The sequence below is a fragment of the Vibrio sp. SSH13-20 genome (assembly GCF_040104475.1).
Lineage (GTDB): Bacteria > Pseudomonadota > Gammaproteobacteria > Enterobacterales > Vibrionaceae > Vibrio > Vibrio harveyi.
Genome location: NZ_JBECOU010000007.1, coordinates 345,522 through 371,909 on the forward strand (window position 1 = coordinate 345,522; position 26,388 = coordinate 371,909).

At 44.3% G+C, this 26,388-nt stretch carries 27 protein-coding genes; 21 read left to right on the plus strand and 6 right to left on the minus strand.

Going from position 1 to position 26,388, the window contains the following annotated elements:
- Positions 1-128 precede the first annotated feature (128 nt).
- Positions 129-884, plus strand: coding sequence for a 5'-methylthioadenosine/adenosylhomocysteine nucleosidase (locus ABMY42_RS20570; RefSeq protein WP_005452257.1), 756 nt, complete (start codon positions 129-131; stop codon positions 882-884).
- 94 nt (positions 885-978) lie between these two features.
- Here the strand turns inward: ABMY42_RS20570 and ABMY42_RS20575 are convergent, their stop codons facing one another.
- On the minus strand, positions 979-3,315 hold the full coding sequence (locus tag ABMY42_RS20575; RefSeq protein ID WP_349266726.1) for an EAL domain-containing protein: 2,337 nt from the start codon (positions 3,313-3,315) through the stop codon (positions 979-981).
- Between the two features lie 541 nt (positions 3,316-3,856).
- Between ABMY42_RS20575 and rbsD the strand changes: the two genes are divergently transcribed.
- The 10 genes from rbsD (at position 3,857) to ABMY42_RS20625 (ending at position 12,782) form a co-directional block, all read left to right on the plus strand.
- Positions 3,857-4,276 carry a D-ribose pyranase gene (rbsD, locus tag ABMY42_RS20580; protein ID WP_009696124.1) on the plus strand — a complete coding sequence of 140 codons (420 nt, stop codon included), beginning with the start codon at positions 3,857-3,859 and terminating at the stop codon, positions 4,274-4,276.
- Positions 4,277-4,300: 24 nt separating this feature from the next.
- Positions 4,301-5,806 (plus strand): ribose ABC transporter ATP-binding protein RbsA, encoded by a 1,506-nt coding sequence (gene rbsA / locus ABMY42_RS20585; protein WP_050907146.1) that lies wholly within the window; start codon positions 4,301-4,303, stop codon positions 5,804-5,806.
- Entirely contained in the window at positions 5,803-6,786 is a 984-nt protein-coding gene (rbsC, locus tag ABMY42_RS20590; protein WP_349266727.1) for a ribose ABC transporter permease, read from the plus strand. The genes rbsA and rbsC overlap by 4 nt, the downstream gene beginning before the upstream one ends.
- A gap of 92 nt (positions 6,787-6,878) precedes the next feature.
- Positions 6,879-7,757, plus strand: coding sequence for a ribose ABC transporter substrate-binding protein RbsB (gene rbsB / locus ABMY42_RS20595; RefSeq protein WP_005452246.1), 879 nt, complete (start codon positions 6,879-6,881; stop codon positions 7,755-7,757).
- A 204-nt stretch (positions 7,758-7,961) separates the two neighbouring features.
- Positions 7,962-8,879, plus strand: coding sequence for a ribokinase (gene rbsK / locus ABMY42_RS20600; RefSeq protein ID WP_005452244.1), 918 nt, complete (start codon positions 7,962-7,964; stop codon positions 8,877-8,879).
- A 15-nt stretch (positions 8,880-8,894) separates the two neighbouring features.
- On the plus strand, positions 8,895-9,902 hold the full coding sequence (locus tag ABMY42_RS20605; RefSeq protein ID WP_005452243.1) for a substrate-binding domain-containing protein: 1,008 nt from the start codon (positions 8,895-8,897) through the stop codon (positions 9,900-9,902).
- A gap of 226 nt (positions 9,903-10,128) precedes the next feature.
- Positions 10,129-10,347, plus strand: coding sequence for a hypothetical protein (locus ABMY42_RS20610; RefSeq protein ID WP_005452242.1), 219 nt, complete (start codon positions 10,129-10,131; stop codon positions 10,345-10,347).
- A gap of 158 nt (positions 10,348-10,505) precedes the next feature.
- A complete protein-coding gene (pnuC, locus tag ABMY42_RS20615; RefSeq protein WP_005452241.1) occupies positions 10,506-11,243 on the plus strand; it encodes a nicotinamide riboside transporter PnuC in 738 nt (245 codons plus the stop codon).
- Positions 11,244-11,247: 4 nt separating this feature from the next.
- Positions 11,248-11,979, plus strand: a complete 732-nt coding sequence (locus tag ABMY42_RS20620; protein WP_017190705.1) for a nucleoside phosphorylase — start codon at positions 11,248-11,250, stop codon at positions 11,977-11,979.
- A gap of 122 nt (positions 11,980-12,101) precedes the next feature.
- A complete protein-coding gene (locus ABMY42_RS20625) occupies positions 12,102-12,782 on the plus strand; it encodes a Crp/Fnr family transcriptional regulator (RefSeq protein ID WP_005452238.1) in 681 nt (226 codons plus the stop codon).
- A gap of 84 nt (positions 12,783-12,866) precedes the next feature.
- On the opposite strand, the gene ABMY42_RS20630 is transcribed toward ABMY42_RS20625, so the two are convergent.
- A complete protein-coding gene (locus ABMY42_RS20630; protein WP_005452237.1) occupies positions 12,867-13,022 on the minus strand; it encodes a DUF3012 domain-containing protein in 156 nt (51 codons plus the stop codon).
- Between the two features lie 247 nt (positions 13,023-13,269).
- Between ABMY42_RS20630 and ABMY42_RS20635 the strand changes: the two genes are divergently transcribed.
- Genes ABMY42_RS20635 through vctC form a run of 4 tightly spaced genes read left to right on the plus strand, consistent with a single transcriptional unit; the run spans position 13,270 to position 16,837 of the window.
- Entirely contained in the window at positions 13,270-14,178 is a 909-nt protein-coding gene (locus ABMY42_RS20635; RefSeq protein ID WP_009703143.1) for a siderophore ABC transporter substrate-binding protein, read from the plus strand.
- Positions 14,179-14,200: 22 nt separating this feature from the next.
- Entirely contained in the window at positions 14,201-15,136 is a 936-nt protein-coding gene (gene vctD, locus ABMY42_RS20640; protein WP_009696070.1) for an iron chelate uptake ABC transporter permease subunit VctD, read from the plus strand.
- Positions 15,129-16,079: an iron chelate uptake ABC transporter permease subunit VctG gene (vctG, locus tag ABMY42_RS20645; RefSeq protein ID WP_038899439.1), complete on the plus strand. Its 951-nt coding sequence runs from the start codon at positions 15,129-15,131 to the stop codon at positions 16,077-16,079. The genes vctD and vctG overlap by 8 nt, the downstream gene beginning before the upstream one ends.
- Positions 16,080-16,081: 2 nt before the next feature.
- Positions 16,082-16,837 (plus strand): iron chelate ABC transporter ATP-binding protein VctC, encoded by a 756-nt coding sequence (gene vctC / locus ABMY42_RS20650; protein ID WP_050907016.1) that lies wholly within the window; start codon positions 16,082-16,084, stop codon positions 16,835-16,837.
- An 87-nt stretch (positions 16,838-16,924) separates the two neighbouring features.
- Here the strand turns inward: vctC and cueR are convergent, their stop codons facing one another.
- Together cueR and ABMY42_RS20660 are read right to left on the minus strand one after the other, a co-directional pair.
- Positions 16,925-17,311, minus strand: coding sequence for a Cu(I)-responsive transcriptional regulator (gene cueR, locus ABMY42_RS20655; protein ID WP_005437780.1), 387 nt, complete (start codon positions 17,309-17,311; stop codon positions 16,925-16,927).
- A gap of 360 nt (positions 17,312-17,671) precedes the next feature.
- On the minus strand, positions 17,672-18,643 hold the full coding sequence (locus ABMY42_RS20660; protein WP_272759943.1) for an AraC family transcriptional regulator: 972 nt from the start codon (positions 18,641-18,643) through the stop codon (positions 17,672-17,674).
- A gap of 116 nt (positions 18,644-18,759) precedes the next feature.
- On the opposite strand from ABMY42_RS20660, the gene ABMY42_RS20665 reads away from it, so the two are divergent.
- Both ABMY42_RS20665 and ABMY42_RS20670 read left to right on the plus strand, forming a co-directional pair.
- The gene (locus ABMY42_RS20665) at positions 18,760-20,766 is read left to right on the plus strand and encodes a TonB-dependent siderophore receptor (protein WP_045487382.1); all 2,007 of its coding nucleotides are present in this window, start codon (positions 18,760-18,762) and stop codon (positions 20,764-20,766) included.
- Positions 20,767-21,140: 374 nt separating this feature from the next.
- Positions 21,141-21,422, plus strand: coding sequence for a DUF2218 domain-containing protein (locus ABMY42_RS20670; protein ID WP_017818692.1), 282 nt, complete (start codon positions 21,141-21,143; stop codon positions 21,420-21,422).
- 360 nt (positions 21,423-21,782) lie between these two features.
- Here ABMY42_RS20670 and ABMY42_RS20675 read toward each other — a convergent pair whose 3' ends face one another.
- Entirely contained in the window at positions 21,783-22,031 is a 249-nt protein-coding gene (locus ABMY42_RS20675; RefSeq protein WP_349266728.1) for a hypothetical protein, read from the minus strand.
- Positions 22,032-22,338: 307 nt separating this feature from the next.
- Between ABMY42_RS20675 and pcp the strand changes: the two genes are divergently transcribed.
- The 4 genes from pcp to ABMY42_RS20695 all read left to right on the plus strand — a co-directional run bounded on the left by pcp (position 22,339) and on the right by ABMY42_RS20695 (position 26,241).
- Positions 22,339-22,977: a pyroglutamyl-peptidase I gene (pcp, locus tag ABMY42_RS20680; protein WP_038899545.1), complete on the plus strand. Its 639-nt coding sequence runs from the start codon at positions 22,339-22,341 to the stop codon at positions 22,975-22,977.
- Between the two features lie 166 nt (positions 22,978-23,143).
- Positions 23,144-23,407, plus strand: a complete 264-nt coding sequence (locus tag ABMY42_RS20685; protein WP_005452225.1) for a hypothetical protein — start codon at positions 23,144-23,146, stop codon at positions 23,405-23,407.
- Between the two features lie 63 nt (positions 23,408-23,470).
- Entirely contained in the window at positions 23,471-24,457 is a 987-nt protein-coding gene (locus ABMY42_RS20690) for a GTP-binding protein (RefSeq protein ID WP_038899544.1), read from the plus strand.
- Between the two features lie 164 nt (positions 24,458-24,621).
- Complete coding sequence (locus ABMY42_RS20695; protein WP_009696016.1) at positions 24,622-26,241, plus strand: sensor domain-containing diguanylate cyclase; 1,620 nt, start codon at positions 24,622-24,624, stop codon at positions 26,239-26,241.
- 25 nt (positions 26,242-26,266) lie between these two features.
- On the opposite strand, the gene ABMY42_RS20700 is transcribed toward ABMY42_RS20695, so the two are convergent.
- A partial coding sequence (locus ABMY42_RS20700; RefSeq protein ID WP_137408763.1) for a transposase occupies positions 26,267-26,388 on the minus strand: 122 nt, incomplete at its 5' end.

Genomic DNA, 26,388 nt, shown 5'->3' on the forward strand with positions numbered 1-26,388 from the left:
CATTAATTGAGAATTTCTTAGCCAATCAGTATGCATTGACCAATGCAAACGATTGCTCGGTTTGGGATGTGTTGTATAATCTGCGTCGCGTCACACTTTGGTGACACGTATTACATTTCAGGACTCCCATGTTGAAGAAATCTCTTGCTCTCATGCTTGCTGCGTACTCACTTCCTTCCGTTGCAGGTTCTACCATCGGTATCGTTGGTGCGATGGATGTTGAAGTTGAAGCGCTATTACCAAAAATCCAAAATCAACAAGTAAAGAAAATCGGTAGCCATCGCTTTTATATGGGTGAGTTAGAGGGAAAAACGGTCGTTGTGACTCAATCGGGTGTTGGTAAAGTCAATGCAGCGATGACGACCACCCTTCTGATTGAATCTTTCGGTGTTGACCAACTTATTTTTACAGGAATTGCGGGCGCAAGTGATCCGAAATTGGATCCGCTAGACGTGGTCGTCTCTACGCGTTTGGTGCAACACGATGTGGACCTAACCGCATTTAACATGCCGAAAGGCTTGCTGCCTGATTATGAAGAGCGTTACTTCTACGCCGATAAAACACTGCAAAAGTATGCATTCGATGCCGCCGTTGACACACTTGGGAAAGAGAGTGTTTATCGAGGCATTATCGCATCAGGTGACCAGTTCATTGCGAGCAAAGTGAAGGTAACCGGCATTTACCAAGAATACAACGCGATGGCGGTAGAAATGGAAGGCGCAGCGCTAGGTCAAGTCGCGGATGCATTCAACGTACCTTACGTGGTTATCCGTACGATCTCTGACAAAGCGGATGGCTCAGCAGATGTTGTTTACTCAGACCTGAAGAAGGCAACTGCAGACAATTCTGCAAACATTACTCTGAATATGCTGAAACGCATGTAATTGAAAATAGGTTCGGCAAACTTTTGCAAGCCGTAATAAGACGAAAAAGCAGCACTTAGAATGCTGCTTTTTTCTTGAAGACTCGCTTCACCCACTAAGCGATGTGCGTGCTCTTGAACGGCTGATCGTTTGCAGATTTCCACCAATGATCGAGTTGCTCTTTGTTCATTGGCTTACCAAACAAATAGCCCTGCATAAAGTCGCAGCGGTAAGAAGAAAGCCACTCGTGCATCACGTTATGCTCAATGCCCTCAGCCGTAACGGTCTTATTCTGTGCATGACACAGTTCTATAATTGGTTTGATGACATGCCCATTATCGGTGTTCATCAGGGTTAACAAAAACTCTCGGTCAAATTTGATTTTCTGGACCGGGTACTGCACTAATTGCGTCAAAGAAGTATAACCAGAACCAAAGTCGTCTATTGCCAGTTTGTAACCTAGTCTCGATAGCTCATCGAGTAGGGCTGTACCTTGTTTATCAGACGCAAAAGTTTCGGTAATTTCTAGCTCAATACAATGCGCAGGAACACCATTTTGTGATGCTTTATCATGGATGAATTCCGCCATAGACAGTGAGTTCAGTTCTGCAGACGATAAGTTGATGGACAAAATAATGTCTTTCCCAAAGATATTTTTGAGCTGATGGTATTCCGCCATGGCATTCGCGAATACCCAGCGGTCAATCTTTTCGAACAAACCGGTTTGTTCAGCAATAGGAATGAACTCTTTTGGTGGTACTGAACCGATCCCTTCAGCTTCCCAACGTAATAGGACTTCCAAGCCTTCTATCTCGTTGGCATTACTGTTCATGTATGGTTGGAAAACAAGATGAAACTCTTCTTCAACGTTAGCTTTGCGCAATGCGCGTTCAATTTGGCTACGACGTTGAGCCTCGATATTGAGTGCTGCAGAATAGTAAGCGTATTGGTTTTTACCAGCACGCTTAGCTTGGTACATTGCTGCGTCTGCACTCGATAAGAGCTTGGCGATATCACCACCGTCTGTTGGGTATTGAGCGATACCCACGCTGGCTGTTACTGGAAATGAGTTTTTCGCTGACTGAGTTAAGTTGTTAATTGGCTTTAGCAACTCCGCGGCAAACAGATCGGGTATGTCGCTATTCTCTTGATTAGAACTGAGTAAGATTGCGAACTCATCACCGGACAAACGCGCACCGAAACATGGGCTATTGTATTGTTGAGTGAACTTCTGACACGCATTTTTGATGTGTCTGGAGAAGACTTGCAGCAACTTATCGCCCAGTTCGTGACCGTATTTGTCGTTGACGTATTTGAAGTTATCTAGGTCAATATAAATTACCCAAAGCTGATCTGAAGGATCCGCCAGTTCACGGCTTGCAAGTTCATGGAAGCGATGACGATTAGCAAGTTGAGTTAAGTGGTCGGTTTCTGCCAAACGCTTGGTCTTGTGGTAGACGTTGTTCAGCTCTTCATACATATCAAAGAAGCGAGAAGAAAGGCGTCCAATCTCGTCATCAGTATCTAGTTTTTCAATGTTAGCACGCTTGTTGGACTCAATTTCTCTAAGCTGTTTGTCTAAGTGGGATACCGGGCTAAGTACGTAACGATACAGCACCAAGACAATTAATGTGATGGTACAAAACGAGGCAATGCCAAACGACAATGCCAGTTCTAGCCAGACCTTATCGACCTTATTCCACATCAGATATTCTGCTGGCGATAAAATGGCATAGAAATGGGGTAGAAGTTCAATCGTCTGGGCGAGGGGAATATCTAAGATAATCGGCTTGTCAGAAAAGGTAATCACGCTGTGCGTATCAAATTCGATCTCATGTTTGATGTCATTGAACGCTTCGAGTGACACAGACACGATAACAAAGAAAACGTTTTGTGGGTCAAAGCTTAACGGGGGTTCTCCGGTACGTTTATCAAACAACTCATATTGCAATAGAATGCTTTGCCCGCTGCTGTTGTAAATAAAACCGGTATGGTTGACATCCCCATTGGCTTTATAGCTTTTGTCGACATACTCAAGGATCTTAGGGTCCACTCGACCATTTGATTCGTAATATTGATTTTCGGTGTAGTAGAGAAGGTCTTGTCTACCATCGAGGATCGCCATGTTGGCATCCCCTCGGTACCCGTGGCTGAGCACCTCTATGGTTTCATCTAAACGTTTGAACAGTTGCCTCTCACGATAGCGGTTATCATGATTTACAAAATAATCTTGCAGTACCTCGCTTTTACCCAAGGTATAGGCATAACTGTTGAGAAAAATGTTGGCTTGGCGAAACTGTCCAGCGAGCTTTTCCATTTGCAGCTGGATATAGCTGTCTTCCCTTTTGATTAGCGTGACTTTTTGAATGCTATAGATGATGTAACTCGACACCAGTGCGCTAATTAGAATGACAGGGGCGACAAGCAAAACGACTCTGTTGCTTAATTTCATGTATTTCTTACTTTCCGTTTGTGTCCCTACAAACGCTTCTAACCTGAGAGTATTACCTATTGGTGCCTACCTGAGGTATCGAACGGATGATGATACTTTCCTTGTATTCGAGGAAATTGTAAGTGTGTGTTTTTCGAAAGTCAGTCAGGTTTCCGATATTTGTGATGCTGTGTGAGGTTTTTTCATGTTCACAGGTGTCACCGTCTCATAAATTGAACAGATTTATTCCAGCGAAAAGGTCTTCAACTCATTCATCCGACTTATGAATTCAGATTAATATCGATTGAATGGAAGTCTCTCTCCCGTTCAATAAATGTCATCGAAACGTTTCGATGGCGAAGTGTGACCTCAATATCTTTTTCTTAATCAGTTAGCACTCAATTACGGATCATTCTCACACCTTATCGATCTACGACTGGTCAATTCTCCTTGGCGTTCTATTATTGCATCGAAACGTTTCGATGAGTGTTTTGTCAATATAGAAATTAGTCCAAGAGAGACACTCACAGTTGTATGAACGTGTAACCGAAAGGTCGATGAGATGAAAAAAAGTACCCTAATTAACTCAGAAATTTCTTACTTGGTGGCGACGCTGGGTCATACCGACGAAATCACCATTTGTGACGCGGGCTTGCCAATTCCTGATCATGTGCAACGTATTGATTTAGCGTTGACTCATGGCGTACCTGGTTTCCTTGATACCGTTCGCGTGATTCTGTCTGAGTCCCAAATTGAAGGGGTCATCATTGCTGAAGAATTCGCAACAGTTAGCCCAGTTCACCACGATGCGCTGATCTCTGAACTAACCAAAGAGAGTGAGCAAACAGGTAAGCAAATCGCGATTAACTATGTATCGCATGAAGATTTTAAAGTTCGTACAGAACAGAGTCGCGCTGTTGTTAGAACAGGCGAGTGCACACCGTATGCGAACGTGATTTTCCAAGCTGGCGTGGTGTTTTAAGCCACAACTAATTGAGGACAAATTATGACTCAAGCCATTCTACAACTAAGCGACATTGAGAAAGCCTTCCCGGGTGTTAAGGCGTTGGATAAAGCCAGCCTTAATGTATACCCGGGTCGAGTGATGGCGCTGATGGGCGAGAACGGGGCAGGTAAGTCGACCTTGATGAAAGTGCTTACAGGCATCTACCACATGGATGCAGGAAGCATCAAATATCAAGGTCAGCCAGCGGCGTTTAAAGGTCCGCGTGATTCTCAAGAAGCGGGCATCAGTATCATTCACCAAGAATTGAACTTGATCCCTGAGCTGACGATTGCTGAAAACATCTATTTAGGTCGTGAATTTACCGGCACGATGGGACGTATTCAGTGGAGCAGAATGTACGAAGAAGCAGATAAGTTGCTTCAACGCCTTAACGTAAAGCACTCTTCAAAAACATTGCTTGGTGATTTAAGTCTTGGTGAGCAGCAAATGGTGGAGATTGCCAAAGCGCTGTCTTTCGAATCCAAAGTCATCATCATGGATGAACCAACAGATGCGTTGACCGACAAAGAGACGGAATCGCTGTTTAAAGTGATTAACGAACTTCGCGACCAAGGTTGCGGCATCGTTTACATCTCACACCGTCTGAAAGAAATCTTCGAAATCTGTGATGACATTACTGTGTTACGTGACGGCAAGTTCATTGGCGAATGCCAAGTTAAAGACACCAACGAAGATGGACTCATCGAAATGATGGTTGGTCGTAAGTTGGAAGAGCAATACCCGCGTATCGATGTGACGCATGGTGATGTTTGTCTTGAAGTGATTGGTTTGACGGGCTCGGGTGTTCATGACATTAGCTTCACGCTTCAACGTGGTGAAATCCTTGGTGTGTCAGGCTTGATGGGCGCGGGGCGTACAGAGTTGATGAAGGTGATTTACGGCGCGCTACCAAGTGAGCGTGGCGTCATCAACTTAGACAATAAGACCATTAACCCGATTAGCCCACAAGATGGCTTGGCGAATGGTATTGCTTACATCTCTGAAGACCGTAAAGGCGATGGCTTGGTGCTTGGCTTATCCGTGAAGGAGAACATGTCTCTGTGTGCATTGGATAAACTTACCAAAGGCTTCCAAATCCAACATGGCGAAGAAGTCGTGGCGGTAGAAGACTTCATCAAACTGTTCAACATCAAAACGCCAACCCGAGACCAAATCATTGGCAACCTGTCTGGTGGTAACCAGCAGAAAGTGGCAATCGCAAAAGGGCTGATGACCAAACCCAAAGTTCTGATTCTGGATGAGCCAACTCGCGGCGTCGACGTGGGTGCGAAGAAAGAAATCTACCAGCTAATCAACAAATTTAAAGCCGATGGCATGAGCATCATCTTGGTTTCTTCTGAGATGCCTGAAGTGCTAGGCATGAGTGACCGCATCATGGTGATGCACGAAGGTCGAATCACGGGCGAATTTGAAGCGAAAGACGCCGACCAAGAAACACTACTCGCTTGTGCCGTAGGCAAGAAGATCAATGAGGAAGCAGCATGAGTACTAATACCATGAGCAAACCAAACGAAACGGGCAGCAAGAAGCTGTTCACTAAAGAGTGGCTGATTGAACAAAAGTCACTGATTGCACTGTTATTTTTGATTGTTGTCGTGTCATTTTTGAACCCGAACTTTTTTACGGTAGACAATATTCTTAATATCCTTCGTCAAACCTCAGTTAACGCAATCATCGCGGTAGGTATGACGTTGGTTATCCTGACCGCAGGCATCGACCTAAGCGTAGGTTCTGTACTCGCACTATGTGGTGCGTTTGCCGCGAGCATGATTGCATTAGAAGTGCCTGTGCTTATCGCAGTTCCGACTGCATTGTTCGCTGGTGCTGCTTTGGGGGCGATCAGCGGTATCATCATTGCCAAAGGTAAGGTTCAAGCCTTTATCGCAACACTGGTTACCATGACGTTACTACGCGGCGTAACCATGGTTTACACCGACGGTCGTCCTATCTCTACGGGCTTTACTAACACAGCAGATGCATTTGCATGGTTTGGCACAGGTTACGCACTTGGTATCCCGGTTCCAGTTTGGTTGATGGTGATTGTCTTTGCGGCAGCTTGGTACCTACTGAACCACACTCGTTTTGGTCGCTATGTGTACGCACTTGGCGGCAACGAATCAGCAACGCGCCTTTCTGGTATCAACGTTGACCGTGTAAAAATTGGTGTATACGCCATCTGCGGTATGTTGGCAGCGCTTGCTGGCATTATCGTGACGTCTCGTCTGTCTTCGGCACAACCAACAGCGGGTATGGGCTACGAGCTAGACGCTATCGCAGCGGTTGTTCTTGGCGGTACCAGCTTGATGGGTGGTAAAGGTCGCATAATGGGAACATTGATTGGTGCTCTGATCATCGGCTTCCTAAACAACGCGCTGAACCTACTCGATGTTTCTTCTTACTACCAAATGATTGCGAAAGCAGTGGTTATCTTGCTAGCAGTACTGGTAGACAACAAAAACAAGTAATTGATATTTAAAATAAAGAGCTCCATTACATCCTGAATACAAACCGAGCCAGAGGACGTGTGCTGGCTCACCCTACACAAAGGACTAGAACGATGAAAAAACTCGCAACTCTTATCTCTGCTGCACTTCTTTCTTCAACCGTATCGGTAGCGGCGCACGCTCAAGATACAATGGCGATTGTAGTTTCTACATTGAATAACCCGTTCTTCGTAACGATGAAAGACGGTGCAGAAGCGAAAGCGAAAGAACTGGGATACGACTTGATTGTACTGGACTCGCAAAATGACCCGAGTAAAGAACTGTCAAACATCGAAGACCTAACGATTCGTGGCGTAAAAGCGATTCTGATTAACCCAACAGATTCAGACGCTGTGTCAAACGCAATTCGTATGGCGAACCGTTCTAAGATCCCTGTGTTGACACTAGACCGTGGTGCAAGCCGTGGTGACGTAGTGAGCCACATCGCTTCTGACAACGTAGTTGGTGGCGAAATGGCTGGTCACTACATCATGGAAAAAGTAGGTGAGAAAGCGAAAGTTATCCAGCTAGAAGGTATTGCCGGTACGTCTGCGGCGCGTGAGCGTGGTGAAGGCTTCATGACAGCAGTGAAGGGCAGCAACATGGAGCTACTAGCAAGCCAACCTGCTGATTTTGACCGTACTAAAGGTCTGAACGTAATGGAAAACTTGCTTGCAGCGAACCCTGACGTTCAAGCAGTATTTGCTCAGAACGATGAGATGGCACTGGGTGCGCTTCGCGCAGTTCAAGCGTCTGGTAAAGATGTACTCATCGTTGGCTTCGACGGCACTGACGACGGCATTGCAGCAGTTAACCGTGGCAAGCTAGCAGCAACTATCGCGCAGCAGCCAGATCTTATTGGTGCTTTGGGTGTAGAAACGGCCGACAAAGTATTGAAAGGTGAGAAGGTTGAGGAGTACATTCCTGTTCCGCTTAAAGTCGTGACTAAGTAAGTTTAACTCCCAACTCAGTGATTCTTCTTTGTTGAAGATAATGGAATGACCCAATGAATGTGTTGGGTCATTCCAAACAACAAAAATGGTACGTTAGAAAACTGAATCTATTTGAATCGTAATACGCTTACGTTTTTTCAAAGAGCGTAAACCTATTACTCCTGTTCAAATATAAAGGGTTCATTCAGAACCGAGGATAACCGTATGAATAAGTTAGTGGTGTTAGGTAGTGTAAACGCTGACCATGTTCTTCAAGTGCCTTCTTTCCCTCGTCCAGGCGAGACGCTGCATGGTCGCAACTATCAAGTTATCCCAGGTGGCAAGGGTGCCAACCAAGCTGTTGCGGCAGCTCGATTAAACGCAGATATCGGTTTTATTGCGTGTGTGGGTGATGATTCATTCGGCATCAACATTCGTGAGAACTTCAAAATGGATGGCATCGATATTGCTGGCGTGAAAATGCAGCCGAACTGCCCAACGGGCATTGCCATGATTCAAGTGGCGGACAGCGGCGAGAACAGCATTTGTATCTCCGCAGAAGCCAACGCCAAGCTGACTGCAGAGGCGATTGAGCCAGATCTAGAGCGCATTCGTCAGGCTGATTACTTGTTGATGCAACTAGAAACGCCAATGTGCGGCATCGAGAAAGCTGCGCGAATCGCGAAAGATGCCAAAACCAACGTCATTCTGAACCCAGCGCCGGCGCGTGAATTGTCTGATGAGTTACTGTCTTGCATTGATGTCATCACACCAAATGAAACGGAAGCGGAAGTACTAACAGGTGTGACGGTAACGGACGATGACAGCGCACAAGAAGCGGCAAACATCCTGCATTCGAAAGGCATTGAAATCGTCATGATCACGCTCGGTGCGAAAGGGGTGTGGTTGAGTCAAAACGGCCGCGGTGAAATCATTCCTGGTTTCCGCGTAGAAGCAACAGATACCACAGCGGCGGGCGATACGTTTAATGGGGCATTAGTCACTGGTTTATTGGAAGACTTACCTTTAGAATCAGCGATTAAGTTTGCCCACGCAGCAGCAGCGATCTCAGTAACTCGCTTTGGCGCGCAAACCTCCATTCCAACCCGAAAAGAGGTTGAGGAGTTTCTGGTTAAAAACTAATTAAGGAGTAATAACATGGCAACGATGAAAGACATCGCAAAACTGGCAGGGGTTTCCACCTCAACTGTGAGCCATGTTATTAACAAAACTCGCTTTGTCAGCGAAGAGATTTCGGAACGAGTCAACAACGCTGCCAAAGAGCTCAATTACTACGCGCCTTCAGCTTTGGCGCGTAGCCTCAAAGTCAATCGCACCAAAACCATTGGTATGCTGGTGACTACCTCAACCAACCCATTTTTCGGTGAAGTCGTAAAAGGTGTTGAGCGCAGTTGCTACCATAAAGGCTATAGCCTGATCTTGTGTAACACTGAAGGCGATAACGAACGCATGCGTGATTCCATCAATACGTTGCTACAAAAGCGAGTTGATGGTCTGATTCTAATGTGTTCATCGTTAGAAGGGGAGCGCATTGATGTATTCGAACGTTACCCTGATATTCCAGTTGTAGTGATGGATTGGGGACCAATGCTGTTCACAAGCGATAAGATCCAAGATAACTCACTTCGTGGTGGTTACTTGGCAGCCAAATACCTTATCGATTGTGGTCACAAAGAGATTGGTTGTATCACTGGACCATTAATTAAGCATCAAGCGCAAATGCGTTACGAAGGCTACAAACGCGCGATGATCGAAGCAGAGCTTGAGTTCAACGCCAACTGGATTGTTGAATCGGACTTTGAATGCGAAGGTGGTTATCAAGCCTTCAAAAAAATGGCGGAACGTGGTCCGTTACCAAGTTCTATTTTTGTTTCCAACGACATGATGGCCATGGGCGCAATTAACGCGGCAAATGAGTTGGGTATTCAAGTACCTGAGCAGCTTTCTATCATTGGTTATGACGATATCCACATCGCTAAGTTTATGTCGCCATCCCTCACCACTATTCATCAGCCTAAGTACCGTCTTGGACAAGCTGCTGTAGAGACATTGTTGCGTAAATTGGATGATAAGTCTGACGAAGCTCAGGTTGTGCAATTAGAGCCGACACTGATTGAACGTAAAAGTGTGAAGCGTCTCTCTTAGCTCAAAATTTATTCATTCTCAATAAGTTATAGACCTATACTTTTATTGAAGGTGCTTTTTACAAGGATTTAGGAAGCAACCCCACGCCTTTTGAACAATAAGCCCAACAAAATGTGATTTTTTGCGCGTAAAGTAAAAGATTTCGTGTAGAAATATTCCAAAAAGCTTATTATTAAAAGGGTCTATAAATAGATTTATAAATTATTGTAGCAAATGGAAAATTTTTATGTTCGTCAAGAGATACGCACTGCATTCAGTTAAGAGACCGTGGTTTCACCGTATCAATATTCTCTTAGTCTTATTCGTGTTTTCTTTGAGTGTTTATGAGTTGCTTGCCAATGAAGAATTCATTTACTTATTGGGTATCGCATTTACGTTCATAGCTACAGCACTATTTGCTGCGGCATCATCTTTCAAGAAGCGTTACTTGGGACATGAATCCTAAATAGTGGCGAAGGAATAAGTGTGCTTCAGGCACTTTAAAGCAAGTATTGATCTGATTTATGATCGGGTACATCGAAGGGAGGACAAATGTCCTCCTTTTTGTTTGCTGCGAGGCAATAAGATGAGCACATCCCAAGCACAATAATAAAGGACATCTTCATGGACCTATTTGCCCTGTTAGACATCAATAACACCCTTGTTAATATTCCTATTGGTGGTGGCTATGCGATGAGTTGGATCGAAGCTTTTGGTACGGTTTTCGGTCTGCTTTGTATTTGGTTTGCGAGCCAAGAAAAAACCATTAACTACTTGTTCGGTTTGCTGAACGTAACACTTTTCGCCGTTATCTTTTTCCAGATTCAGCTTTACGGATTGCTTCTGCTTCAATTGTTCTTCTTCTGCGCCAACATTTATGGTTGGTATGCGTGGACAAGACCAAATGCACAAGGTGAGACACTAGAGGTGCGCTGGTTAAGCAAGCAGAAGCTCATCGCGACAGGTTCAGTAAGCATTGTTGCGATTGCGCTGTTAACCATCTATATCGACCCATTCTTTTTTGCGTTGGCTAACATTGCCGTTGATACGTTAAATGTGTTCGGTGCAGGTTTGTCTGAACCTGTGTTGGAGCCAGATGCTTTCCCATTCTGGGATGCAACTATGACCGTTCTGTCTATCGTGGCGCAAATCTTAATGACACGTAAGTACGTTGAGAACTGGATTCTTTGGGTCGTAATCAACATCATCAGCGTTGGTATTTACGCAACACAAGGCGTGTACGCAATGTCGGTTCAATACGCGATTCTAATGTTCATCGCCGCAAACGGCACAAGAGAATGGGCACGTAGTGCGAAACGCAATGGTGATAAGACCCTAACTCAAGCGACAGCGCAAGGTTAAGCCAATGATGAAACAACCTCATATTGGCGTAGACAACACCCAGATAGCATCGCGAGTGATCGTCTGTGGTGAGCCAGATCGAGCAAACCGTATTGCCGCGTTGTTTGATAACGCAGAATTGGTCTCTGAAAACCGTGAATATAGAGTATTCACTGGCACATACCAAGGTCAGCAAATCTCAGTATGCAGTACAGGCATAGGCGCTCCTTCGATGATCATTGCGGTGGAAGAGCTAAAACAGTGTGGTGTGACAGACGTGATTCGTGTGGGATCGGCTGGTGCGATGCAATCAGGCATTCAACTCGGTGAGTTGATAGTGGCTGAAGGCGCAGTAAGAGACGAAGGTGGTTCGAAAGCATACGTTCGCTCTTCGTATCCGGCTTACGCAAGCTTTTCGTTACTGAAAGCGCTGGATAGCTATTTAGCCGAAAAAGAGGCGCACTATCATTTAGGTGTGGTTCGCTCCCATGACAGCTTCTACACCGACGACGAAGAAGCGATCTGTGAGTACTGGAACAAGAAAGGTATTCTCGGTGCGGATATGGAGACCTCGGCTCTGTTTACTGTCGGTCGTTTGCGTGGACTGAATGTTGCCTCCATTCTGAACAATGTGGTTTTGTATCAGCAGGATGTGAAAGAAGGCGTAGGACAGTACGTAGACGAAGCGCAAGTGATGATGGAAGGGGAGCGTTTAGCGTCTTACGCTGCTCTTGAAGCCTTAATTGCGCAAAGTTAACTGGATCACAGCTTAGTTAATTTTTAAAGCGGCACTTTGGTGTCGCTTTTTTATTGGCTGTCATCAAACGATTCTAGCGAGTACAATCTATTTGAGATTGTTGTCATTAAAGAGAAACTCACGTGAAAATCAGCCCTTACTCAACCGGACGTTTCAAAAGCTTTCTAGAACAGAAAAGTGCCGAGTTTCGTGACTTAATCTATCAATGCCAAATCGGCAGTCGATACTTTGACTCTGGTGAAGAGATCCTTCGCCAAGGCGAGCAGCTTCAATATCTGTATGTTGTGCCAGTCGGTCGAGTTTCAATGAGTATTATTGCTGTCAACGGTCGTCGTTTTCAATTGGGTGAAGCCAATTGCGATTATCATATCTATGGTGAAATGGAGTACTTCACGCAAACGCCTTGTCAGTGGAACGTCGTCGCCGATGAACATATGCAAGTGGATATTATCTGCATCCAAAAACTGACTGAGGCATTGCATCAGCAACCTGACATGATGTTTTTCTTTGCTTCTGCTTTGGCGGAGGATTATCAAGATTCAATGGATATCTATACCAATCGCTTGTTGCACCCAATTACTTACAACATTGCTTATGATTTGCTAGTACAAAAGCAGACCAACACCTTGTTGGGTGGGTTTGACAAAGTAAACCAAGAAGCGGAAAGATTTGGCACGTCAGGACGCGTTTATCGTCGAGCGGTAAAAGATCTGATGGACAAAGGTTTGATCAGAAAAGGCGAGCAGGGGCTTGAGATTGTTGATGAAGCGGCACTAAAAACATTTCTTGATGCTTACGAATAACCCACAACGTTAGAATTCCGAAATACAATGTTGTGGGTCATCATGAGCACTTTTTACGAAGAGCGATAAGCGCTTATTTCTGAATTAGAAAACGCAGTGCTTAGCAAAATCAGAAGCTTCGTTAGCAGTCCAATCGCCTTTTGGTTTCTCTTTCATATCGTTACACCACGCTTCACTGCCAACTTCCGTACATGCCATTAGCTGTGCTGCTACAAATAAAACCAATGCTAACTTCTTCATTATCTAGTCCTTTTTAGTGAGTCATTTAAAAGAAGTATAAACATTCATTAAAGTGATAAATATTAATTTGATAACTTTGCGCTTACCGTCTCAAATTCGATATAGGTACAGTGTAATTTGTTGATTTATTAAGCCAATTTAGAAGTGTAACGAATGTAAAGTTATTAAATAATCGGTTGAATGCCTATGTGAGTAACGATATATTGCGAATGCGCATGATAATGGATCTCATTTAAGGTTTAAGATAATGGAAAAACTCGTCAGTGCGGCTCTTGTTTCGCTGCTCACAATCTCACCTGCTTTTGCTGCAACCGTCAAAATCGATCACTACATGGGAACGACAGAAGTCGAACAATCGCCAAAACGTGTGGTTGTGATTGGCTTTGGTCCACTCGATACACTCGACAGTTTTGGTATTGACCCTGTAGCGGTATCGAACGCCTCCCATCTTCCAAAGTACTTATCTAAGTACAGTAAAGCTCATTACAAATCGGCAGGTAGTCTGTTCGAACCAGACTTCGAAACCATCTACATGCAAAAACCAGATTTGATTTTGGTTGGTCCTCGCGGTTCGTCAAAATACGATGAGTTAAGTGAAATTGCCCCAACGGTAGTATTTGCTTCAGGCGAGAATGAAGATTACTGGCAAGGGACCAAAGCACAATGGCGAAATATTGGCAAAATCTTCAATATCGAGGATAAGGTCGAGCAAAAAATTACGAAGTTAGACGCTCAATTCAAAGCAATTCATGACTATAACCAAGCTCATAATAATGATGCGCTTACGATTCTAAGTATTGGTGACAACATCAGCGCATTTGGTGCGAAATCTCGTTTTGGGGCGATTTACACAGATTTTGGCTTTACAGAAACAGTGAAGAACCTCAAAACAGGCACGCACGGTGACGTAATCTCTTATGAGTTTATTCGCGAAGCTAATCCGAAAAATATTCTAGTTATTGATAGAAATTCACTTCACGCAAAGTCTGATCATGACCTCGCTAAAGCGCTGGATAACGATTTGGTTAAAGCGACTTCGGCTTACAAGAACAAGAAAATTACTTTTCTAGATGTTGACGCATGGTATTTAGCAATGTCCGGCGTGACCGCAACGGAAAAGATGGTGAGTGAAATTAAACACACGATCGATCTGTAAGCGAAGCTAGCTGAGGTTAACTTTGAAAAAGTTATTGCTTGTTCTTGTTGTTCTAAGCGTTGCATCGTTGTTTGTTGGGGTGGCAAATATGACACCCCAACAGTTGTTTTCGGGCAATGCAAAAGCACTAGAACTTTTCTTTACTAGCCGGGTTCCGCGTTTATTTGCCATCCTTCTTGCGGGAGCAGGGCTAAGCATCGCTGGATTAGTGATGCAGCAAATTAGCCAAAACCGATTCGCCGCGCCTTCGACGACAGGCACCATTGAGTGTGCCATGCTTGGTTACGTAATGAGTGTGGTGTTTTTTGGCAATGGCGAACAGCTTTGGCTTGTCTTTGCTGTTTCTATCCTGGGTACCTTGATGTTTGTCCAGTTCATTCAACGTATTCAATTCAAAAGCGTCGTGTTTGTGCCACTCGTGGGCATCATCTTTGGTAACGTTGTTGACGCTGTTACTACTTTCATTGCCTACAAATACGATGCACTACAAAGCCTGTCAGCATGGAGCGTAGCAAACTTTGCAAACATTTTGCGTGGTGATTTTGAGCTGCTTTATATTGCTGTTCCCGTCGCTCTTTTAAGTTACCTATTTGCCGCACGCATTTCTGCGGTTGGCATTGGTAAAGACTTTGCAGTAAACCTTGGGCTGAACTATCAGCAAGTGGTGACGTTAGGCGTACTTTTGGTGTCGGTAATGTCAGCCAGTGTGGTGATGATCGTAGGTCAACTGCCATTTCTTGGGCTTATCGTGCCAAACTTAGTCAGTTACTTCTACGGTGATAATCTCAAACGCAATATCCCGCTTACCGCTATGTACGGGGCAATACTTGTTTTAGCTTGTGACTTGGTTAGCCGATTGATCATCTTCCCTCATGAAATGCCGATTTCAATCGTGATCAGCATCTTGGGCGGAGTGGTGTTTATCGCGATGTTGTTGCGAGGTAAGCAAAGTGCGTGATTCCAAGAAACTGTTCTTATTGGCAGCCGTCGCGCTGCTTTTTGCTTTTTTGTTTATTGGTATTGGCTTAACAGCAGATAACTACCAGTACTTTTTGTCGCGACGTGTGCCTAAAGTGTTAGCTATGGTATTGGCGGGTATTGCGATTGCTCAATCTTCGTTGGTGTTCCAAACCATTACCCACAACCGGATTCTTACTCCAAGCATCATGGGGTTTGATGCGTTGTATGTGTTAACGCAAGTGCTGATTGTTTTGTTGTTTGGTGGTTTAAGCGCTCTCGTTCTGAATGTCTACATCAACTTCTCGATTGCTGTGCTGGTCATGGTGGGATTTTCGCTATTGCTGTTTGGGTTTTATTTTTCAAAAGGCGGGCGCAATCTCATCACTTTGCTATTGGTTGGGCTGATCTTTGGGCAGTTGTTTAACAACATTGCGGTGTTCTTCTCCCTTCTTATGGACCCAAATACTTTTGCGTTTGTGCAATCTAAACTGTACGCGAGTTTCAATAATGTGAAGGTGAACTTGGTGTATCTCAGTTCACCAATATTGCTCATCGCTTGCTGGTTGTTGTATCGCATGCATCGTACTTTAGATGTTTTTTGGCTAGACCAAGACAATGCTAAGAGTCTTGGGGTTGATGTCCCTAATGTGACGCGCAACGTCTTTATTCTCTCTGCGGTTCTCATTGCCATTTCGACGGCTTTAGTCGGACCAATCATGTTCTTTGGTTTATTGGTGACAAACTTGAGCCGTGAAATGTTCCGCTCTTACCAGCATCGTACCTTGTTAATAGGTTGTTCTTTGATGGCAATTTGTGCCTTATTGTCGGGGCAATGGATTATAGAAAACGTCTTTTCATTTGAAACGACGCTGAGCGTAGTGATTAACTTTATTGGTGGTATCTACTTCTTGTATCTACTGCTGAAAAACAAAGTCGTATAAACATGATAGTTATAGATAAATTAACCAAAGCATTTGGTTCCAACAAAGTGGTTGATGGCGCGAATACCCAATTTGAGAAAGGGAAGGTGACATCGATTATTGGCCCAAACGGAGCAGGAAAGAGTACCTTGCTGTCCATGGCGTCACGATTGACTGAGCGAGATGGTGGTAGTGTCATGATCGACTGCAAAGAGATTGCAGATTGGGACACCAAAGAACTTGCGAAAAAGTTGGCGGTATTACGTCAAGCTAACACGATTACGATGCGTTTTACCGTAAAAGAATTGGTATCGTTTGGGCGATTCCCTTATTCAAAAGGCAACTTGTCCAAAGATGACCATGCGATTATCGACCAAGCAATCGACTACTTAGATCTGAAAGAAATTCAAGATAAGTTCTTAGATGAATTGAGTGGTGGTCAACGACAGTTGGCGTTTATTGCGATGGTGATAGCCCAAGATACGGATTATGTTTTCCTCGATGAACCATTGAATAACCTTGATATCAAGCATTCGCTACAAATCATGAGAATCGTTCAACGTCTTGCGCACGATATGAATAAAGCTATGGTTGTGGTGATCCACGATATTAATTTTGCAGCTTGTTATTCCGATGAGATCCTTGCTCTGAAGAAGGGTAAAGTGGTTGCCAGTGGCAAGGTAGATGAGGTAATTCAGGCGTCTACGTTAGAAGATATCTACGAGACACCTTTTAATATCATTGAGCTTAATGGCAAGCGTATGTGTACTTACCATTAAAACGATATTTACTAAAACAGAATTACGTTAAAACAGTACCTTACTAGAACAATAGCCCTGTAAACCGAAATAGAAATGTTGATGAGCTTATTTGGTGAGCTCATCAATGATTGGACATCGGCTCTCGGCATCGCCCGGACAAGATGAAACCCAACCTTCTAATTGCTTTTTAATTTCCAACAAGTGAGCGATTTTTTGCTCTACTTCATGAAGTTTATCCATCGTACGCGCTTTCACTTCGCTACTTTTGCGATTTGGATTATGCGCCAGTTGCACAAATTCTTTGCATTCTTGCAGTGAGAATCCCGCATTTTTTGCCCGGGAAACAAGGTTGAGCTCTTGGATGTGTTTGTCAGAATATTCGCGATAACCTGAATCGCTACGAGCTGGTGATGAAATGATGCCTTTGTCTTCATACATACGAATCGATTTAGAAGACAACCCCGTTAGTTTCGCAACTGCACCAATATTCATGATGACCTCTGTATTTCAGATAACCTTTCTCGCGAGTATAACGCCAAGTGTTTGTCTTCCCAAATAGCTTTGAGAGCAAATTTATATGGATATATACCCAAGTGACTTCAAGATGCAGGATTCAGAGCGTTGTCATTGATTCGAGAGTAAGGAAAACAACGCAGTGTAATAGCCAGCTCTTTCCAAGTTGTTTGACGCAGCAATCGGGTCAATGACACGCTCCCAAAGGGCGAGCTGCGTTGGCTTGTATACTTTGTTGCCGATTCTTGATTTAGAATGACTAGATCTTTAAATCGCCGCCGCGTCTACAAACCAAGTCATTCTCGCTGAACCTAGCATCTCGAGGTTACTTGGGTATACTCAATGGCTGTTGACGACTTCATGTGGGGGAACACCAAATACTTTCTTGAAGGCGTTGGTAAAGTTTGATGGATGATGATAGCCCGCTTCGTATGCCGCTTCTGTGATAGTCACTAATCCGCGTTCCAAATGCTGGCGAGCGATCTCTAAGCGGCGATGGCGGATGTAACCATTAATGGTCATGTTAAAAGCCTGTTTGAAACGTCGTTGGAGGTTTGAAACGCTCATTGAAAACTCTTCTGCTAGACGCTCTAAGGTTAAATCTTCATCGAGATGTGTTTCTATGTAACTGACTACATTTTCTACGCGAGTGTCAGCGGAGCGATGCTGTTTTTCACATACCGCGCAGTAATCGTCAGGCATTTGCCCGATTGAGTGGGAAAGCACTTGGTAAATCAAGCTTTCGACCTCTATACGATCTTTCATATTTGTCGGAGATTCACGTTGAGTGAGAGAGTGTGCAAGCTCAATTAACGTCTCATTAAGCTCCAGTGTGTAAAAAGCTTGGTGAGTTTCAATGAAGCGCTTGTGTCCACAATTTCCCGCCATTCTCGATTCTAACCAAGGTGGTTTAATAAGAATGTTGATCTTATTCATTCTGTTATTTTGAATAAGTGAGCGGCGGAAGTTAGCGGGTTTTGCTAGGTTAACAACCACACCTTGTGGTGCTTTGTTAGCGTCAAAGTCGAATTGAAGATCGTCATAGCCAAAAGATAGCTTTCCCTCAAGAAGGATAGTAATCAGTAGGGCTGAATGGGCAGTAGAGACTATATTGGAATCGACTAATTCGATGCATCGTCCGCCATGGACAAAGATCTGGTCGTTGTATTGGTAGGAGAGAAATTTCCCTTCAGCAAGCTGAGTTTGGCTGCTTTGACCTTGCGTAACAATTATTTGTTTTTCCGTCTGCTCAAGCTTTTTGGTGAGAGCTACTTTGGCAATTTTAGTTCTTTTTTTGGTCTCTGCCGCCATTTGACGTTTCCTCATAACACCTATGCGATTTTGCATAAGTGATTCGTCTTTGTATTTATGAATTGAGATCCTATCATGCGTGAGAATTATTATCATTTATATTTAGGAAGACGTTTATGGAAAGCCCTGTTCGCTCACCAATTAAGCTCTCAAGCCTATGCCTAGCAGTGGGGATGGCGCTTGCCCATCCAGCTTTAGCTCAAGATCAAGACTCTCACTTCGAAGAGGTAGTTGTGTGGGGGACGAAAGTATCCAGCAACACCGAATCAATGTTTGCTGACGATATGTCGCTCAAGCAAGCCGATCACATGTCGGATTTACTTCGTGATATTCCGGGCGTTGATGTGGGTGGTACGCACTCTGTCAACCAACGCATTACGATTCGCGGTCTTGGTGAAACCGACCTTGATATCCGTTTGGACGGAGCCTCTCAGCACGCCAACATGTTCCACCATATTGGTAATCTTACGCTTAACCCGGACATTTTGAAGTCAGCGGATATCCAAGTGGGTAATAACTCGGTAACTCAAAGTGGTCTTGGTGGGGCGGTGTACTTTGAAACCAAAGATGCACGTGATCTGCTGCGTTACGATGAAAACTTTGGTGCGCGTGTTTACGGTGGTTATGCGTCTAATGATAACCAACAGGGCTCTTTAACGCTTTATGGGCTGTTGTCTGAAAGCGTGGACGCTATGGTCTACGGTCACTATGTGACGCGTGATGACTTTAAAGATGGTGATGGTAATAAAACCTTTGGCTCGGAAGGTGACGTTTACAATATCCTAGGGAAATTGGGGTACGAATTTGGTGATATCCATCGCATTGAAATCTCTTACGACATGTACCGTGACAGTGGTGATTATAACCCACGACCTGATATGTCTGGTGGCGCGAACAATGGTCTATCCAACAACTTATTGATTCCGACTGATTATGATCGTGACACGGTCACTCTTAGTTATGAATTGCGCGGCGATCAACACCAAGGTGACGTAACACTTTACAACACCGAGACTGAAATTGTTCGTGATGAATCCGTAATGGCACCGCGTTGGCCGGCAAATCGTTTGTCGAAAAACACGGCGAAAAACCAGAACTTTGGTTTGAGTGCAAAATTCCAATCACTGCTGACATTGGGTGATTTTGATCATCGTGCGACGTACGGTCTTGATTACATGGATAAGACTTCGGAAAGTTACTACGGCAGCAGTAAGTTCATGGATGAATCCGCGGTCTCTACAGCGTTATTTGTTGAAGACCAATTCTTCATTTCTGATGCTCTCTCCATCACAGCGGGTCTGCGTTTTGACGATTACCAGCGCAAAGCAGAAACAGGTAACAACGATTACGATGAAGTGACATGGGCACTGGCAGCAGAGTGGGCAATAACACAAGACTGGACGCTATTTGCAAGCTCTCGTTCACTCTTTAAAGGTCCAGAATTAATGGAAACCTTTATTGCTTACCAAGATGTGGCTTACCTACAAGATGGTTTGAAACCTGAAACGGGGCAAAACACGCAAGGTGGCGTGCGCTTTGACAAAACCATGGATGCGCATTCATTTGGTGCAAATTTAACCTTCTTCCAAACTGATATTGATAACTACATTGCTGAAGAGTACCAACGTACTACGAAAACTTATCTTATTTACAATTTGGGTGATGTGGAAATCAAGGGCTTCGAAGCAAGTGCCTTCTATGGTTATGAAAGCTTCGGTAGCAAACTGTCATACTCTAAATCAGATACAGAGAACAAAGATACTGGTGGTCCTGTCGCGGGCGGTAATGGTCGCAGTATTGATATGGGTGACAGCATCTCGCTGACGTTGGATTACCAATCTGATTCGCTAGAAACCATCTTCGGTTGGAACTCAATGTTTGTTCTTGAAGAAGACAATGTGTTTGATGGTCAACCTAAGAAAGACAGCTACGATGTACATAACTTGTACGCACAATGGGTGCCTTCTGACATCGATGGTCTATCGGTAACATTTGGTATCGATAACGTCTTTGACGAGCTATATACGTCTCATGCATCTCGTTCGGGGACGGCCCGAGGTATTACTTTGGATGATTACGAGCCAGGACGTAACTATAAGTTATCGGCGGCTTATCAATTCTAATATACCCAAGTAACCTCGAGATGCTAGGTTCAGCGAGAATGACTTGGTTTGTAGACGCGGCGGCGATTTAAAGATCTAGTCATTCTAAATCAAGAATCGGCAACAAAGTATACAAGCCAAGGCAGCTCGCCCTTTGGGAGCGTGTCATTGACCCGATTGCTGCGTCAAACAACTTGGAAAGAGCTAGCTATTACACTGCGTTGTTTTCCTTACTCTCGAATCAATGACAGCGCTCTGAATCCTGCATCTTGAAGTCACTTGGGTATAACAACCTTAGCTATTTGGCTCTCATCAGAGAGCCATTTTTTATTCTGGAGAGCTCGAAAGGTACAGCCTAGCGAGAGAGATTTGTTTATGAAGGGAAGTGTAAACCAATGATCAAAGAAACGACGAAAATCGAAAGCGAGCATGCGAGTAAATACCTTGTCACCTTATGTCGCCATTTTGCTCGCAAGGTACCTGCGACTTGGAATGACGAAAAGGGCTTAGTGACGTTTCCTGTCGGAAGCACGGAATTTAGGTTGGAAGGGGAGTGCCTCTTAGTTATCTGTGAAGCGGAATCTGAAGAATTGTTGGTAAAAGTGAAGGCTGTTGTGGCTTCTCATATCGAGATGTTCTCACGAAGAGAAACAATCGAGCTCACTTGGGTTCGCTAATTAGCCGTTATCTTTTCGTTGATGCTAGAAAAAAGCCCCGCTTAGTCCAAGGCTGTCAAGCGGACTAAACGAGGCAAACAGAGCAACTAGGAACACTGCTCTGCGATGGTGTCCGGAAACGAACATTAGAATCGCTTCCGAGATAAATTCTAGGAGTTTCTTTCGCAGTTTTGTCAGCGAAATGTCACGAGTTAAGTCGTTGGTAGCAAGCTTATTTTTTATTTTTGAACAATAGCTTAGAAACCAAACAGGGCTTGTAGGAATTACCTTAAACCTCTGACAATAGACATAAAAAAGCTCGCTGTTTAAGCGAGCTTTACTGTTTTAGAACCCTCTAAGATTAGAGGTAAAAACATTCGATTAGTGTTTGCGCTGTGAACCGTTACGAACGATGTCTTTACCGTTATCGTAAACGTGCTGAGAAACCCAACGACCTAGGATCAATTGGTGTTTGTCACCCAATACTGCCACAAATGGACGACCATCTGTGTTCGTTGTCGCAAGTGCCACACCGGTTACGCCCTCAAGACCCAGTGCGCCACTTTCAATAAGGTGTAAGAAGGCTTCAAGCTCTTCTAGTGTTTCGATAACTTGATTATCAATGTTCATCGTATTCAATCTCTTCGAATTGTAGATACTCAATGGTCGCGTACTCTACCTAAGTTACGGACAGAAACCAAGAAAGGATTTGTACTAACCAAATGGCACAAGGGACGAGGAGTAGGGACATGCGAGTGGTTTGAATTCAAGCAAGCAATGGTGAAATCAGGGTGGATCTCAGATTTTCAATCCGAAGCGCAGCGTAATCTTTGGTGGGTGGGAAAAGCGATGTAATAATGCTTCACGTTCTAAAGCTAAGCTGTTGTAAATTCATCATCAACAAGTCGTTAAGACCACTACTATGAGACCCGCCACTATGAAGAAAGTTTTGATTACTGGTTTTGAACCCTTTGGTGGGGAATCTATCAACCCTGCCTTAGAGGCCGTAAAGCGCTTAAACGGTAGAAAACTCGATGGGGGTGAAGTGGTAATGTGCCAAGTGCCTGTTACTCGATATGAATCCATTGAAGCAGTGATTGAATCAATAGAACTGCATCAGCCCGATATTGTTATCACAGTTGGTCAAGCGGCAGGACGTACTGCGATTACTCCTGAGCGCGTTGCAATTAATGTGGATGACTTTCGTATTCCGGATAATGGTGGTCATCAACCGATAGATGAACCAGTGATCCCTGATGGTCCGGATGCTTATTTTACGACGTTACCGATTAAGGCGATAACAAGAGCACTGCAACAAGAAAACATTCCATGCCAAGTCTCAAACACGGCAGGGACCTTCGTATGTAATCATCTCTTTTATGGTGTTCAACATTATTTACGCGATAAATCGGTACGTCATGGTTTTGTGCATATCCCACTTTTGCCAGAACAAGATAGCTCGGGCAACCAGCCTACGATGTCACTGGACGTCATTGTCGAAGGGTTGGCGCGATTGGCTCAAGTAGCCATAGATAATGAATCAGATATCGCCGTGACCGCAGGGCAGATTTGCTGATGAGATATCACCGAGCCTCTGTCATTAGGCACATCGCTCGGTGTTCTTGTATCTGTTAAGTTGCTCAAATTTTGTGGACTATGAAAGGAGTAGCATTGAAGTGACAGATGAAAGAGTTCAACTCATTCATTTCGCTCTCTCGTTTCAATAAAAAAGGCGAACTATCATGAAAAGCAATAGAAGTAAGATCATTGCGCTTTCCTCTGCGGTTGTTTTCGCTTTGGCTATTGCGGCCCTAAAATTCGAAAACACCCTCGGACTGCTTCCTATACTCGTTGCCATTGTGGCGTTCTTTACTTGTGTCATTCATACCAGCATGCATCTATCTGGCGTAGGCAATGCAGATGCGTTTGGTTATTACGAACGATCACAGCAAACTAAAGCAAAAGCGCTTCATCAGGGGTTAAACTCCCGAGATAAAAAGCGTTGAAGCATGTCACATTCTCCGTATACTTTGGCTAAGCATTAAAGCACAAGCTTGTCGGAGAAAAGCATGTCAAATCGAGTACCTACCAACATACTGACGGGATTTCTTGGCGTCGGTAAAACCACGACTATTCTGAACTTATTGAAAAACAAACCAGAAAATGAAAACTGGGCAGTGTTAGTGAATGAGTTCGGCGAGATTGGTATCGATGGCGCGATGATGACTGACCAGGGTGCAATGATCAAAGAAGTTCCTGGTGGCTGTATGTGTTGTACGGCTGGTGTGCCGATGTCTGTTGGTATTACGGCATTGTTACGCCAAAAACCTGATCGTCTTCTTATTGAACCAACGGGCTTGGGGCATCCAAAACAAGTCATTGCAACGCTGACTTCTGATCAGTACCTGCCGTATGTTGATTTAAAAGCAACCATCGCGCTGGTGGACCCTCGTAACCTCAGCGTTGAGAAGTACCTATCAAATAAGAACTTCGTCGATCAGCTAGATAGCGCGGATGTGGTTATTGGCAGCAAAGTTGATCTGTGTACCAGCCATGACATTGATGTTTTCAACGATTGGGTAACGGACCAATCGCCTTCAAAAGTGTTCAGCAAACTGATTCATGATGGTGATCTTCCTATTGAAGTGTTGGATATTGAACGCGTGCACGGTAGTGCTTCTTCTCATATCGAAGCTCATCATCATGATCACGCGCATCAAGAGCCACAATTTCAGTTGCCTCCTGGCGAAGCGTTCATCCGTAAAGAAAACAAAGGACAGGGCTATTACAGCTGTGGCTGGTTGTTTGGTGCCGAATACCACTTTAATTTTGATCAACTGTTCTCCATGTTATCGGATCTGACAGCAGAACGTGTTAAAGCGGTTGTTAACACAGACCAAGGTTGTTTCGCGTTTAACGTGGCAAATGGCGTGGTGTCGGTAAACCAAATGAGCCTAGAAGGTTTCGAATCTCGTCTTGAGGTGATCGACTCACAACTAATGTCATGGGACCAGCTCGAAGCGATTCTACTTAAGCTTTGTGGCATCGATAACTGAGCGTTAAGTGCTCAAAATTAAGACCTGAGTATCGACTTGGGTCTTTTTCGATAGAATCTTGTTATTGAGACGATAGAAATTTATTATCGCCGTTGCTCTATATATATGCGACGTGTGTCACTATAATCGCCGGTTTTCTCGCGCTATAAGAAACCGGAGATCTCTTGAATCCTACCTTTACCCTCTCGGAACTGAAGTTCTTTTGTTTACGCTTTGTCGCGATTTTCTTTTTGTTAGTTGCCGTATTTGGCGCCATCATTCATTACGACAAATCAGCATCGGAAGAAGCGGCTAAAAGCAATATTCGTGTGCAGCAACAAGCGCTATTAAAAGGCAAGAAACAGTACATTGAGTGGGTGATGGGGTCTGTAGTGAGAGAGACGGCTCTGTTGGCGGATATCATGGCAGCGAGACGAGTTTACGAAACCCTTGAGCTTCCTTCTGAACAAGCGCAACGTGCTGAATTGTCTCGCTTGAATTCGATTCTAGAGGCTGTGAGTCAACGTAAAGAAGTGTATGACCAGCTCCGCTATCTTGATATGCAGGGTAATGAAGTTATCCGAATCAACTTTAATGGTGGTCATTCTGAAGTCGTACCTAAGAAAGAACTACAGAATAAAGCGAAACGCTACTATTTTTCAAAAGCCCTTAAGCTTGGATGCCGTAAAATCTATGTATCTCCTCTGGACCTAAATATAGAGCACGGACAGATCGAAGTTCCTCTCAAACCAATGATTCGTTTGGCGACGCCAGTATTTGATAAGCAGGGAAACAAGCGGGGGATCGTGGTGGTTAACTACTTAGCCAAGTACTTGATGGAAGGTATGGCGTTGTTCAATCTCGACATGGGTACTAACTACATGCTTTTGAATAAAGATGGCTATTTCCTTTTTAACAAGCAAAACCGAGACGCAGAATTTGCGTTTATGTATTCCGATAGGCAACAAGAGACCGTCTACAATGCTTACCCTGAATTAGCTGCTCAAATCAAGCAAACGCAATCCGGTCAGATTGAGACTGAACATGGCATCATGACCATAGAGTCTGTTGGCGCTGTGGACAGAATTAACCCCTATTGTTTCCAGAATTACCATGTGAGCGAAAACAGCTCAACAGCATGGAAGTTGGTGTCTTATGTTGATTTTGCGAAACGCAAAGAGATCAGTAGTGGCATTTACGAACGTCAATGGTTAATGCAAGTGGGTATGGTTTTGGCTGTCGCTCTGGCGTATTTTATCGCTCGATTCCAGCTACGTGCTTTCTCCGATAATCAACGCATTCATTACCTTGCACACCACGATAGCTTAACAGGATTAGTGAACCGCGCTGCGTTTCAAGAACAAGCGACGCTAACCCTAGCGCGTTGTTTTAAAGAGGGCAAAAAGGCGTGTTTGATCTATCTCGATTTGGATGGCTTTAAGTTCATTAATGATGAATATGGGCATGCTGCAGGGGACAAAACACTGGTTCACATTGCATCGGTAATGCGTCGTGTATTCGGTTCTAGAGCGTTGCTCGCTCGCTTAGGTGGCGACGAGTTCGCCATCCTTTTGAGCAATACCGAACATATGGAAAACCCTGAGCATTACGCGGCGTCTCTTATTCATTTAATTCAAGACCCAATCGAAGTGGTAGAGGGCAAGTTCCATCAAGTGACCAGTTCAATAGGTGGCTGCTATTCCTGCGAGCCGGAATGCACGTTTGATGACCTCATGCACCAAGCCGATATGGCGATGTATGAAGCGAAGAAATCAGGGAAAAATCGTTATTTCTTCATTCAGTAAACGAAAGTTGGGCATAAAATAAGGTTCATCGCGGCTTTCCGGGGAAAGCCGCTTTTATCTTTAAGAAGAAATAATCGGTATCTCGATAGCCATACCCCATCCGCTTGATTAACTTTATCTTGTTATTTATCCCTTCAAGCGTACAGG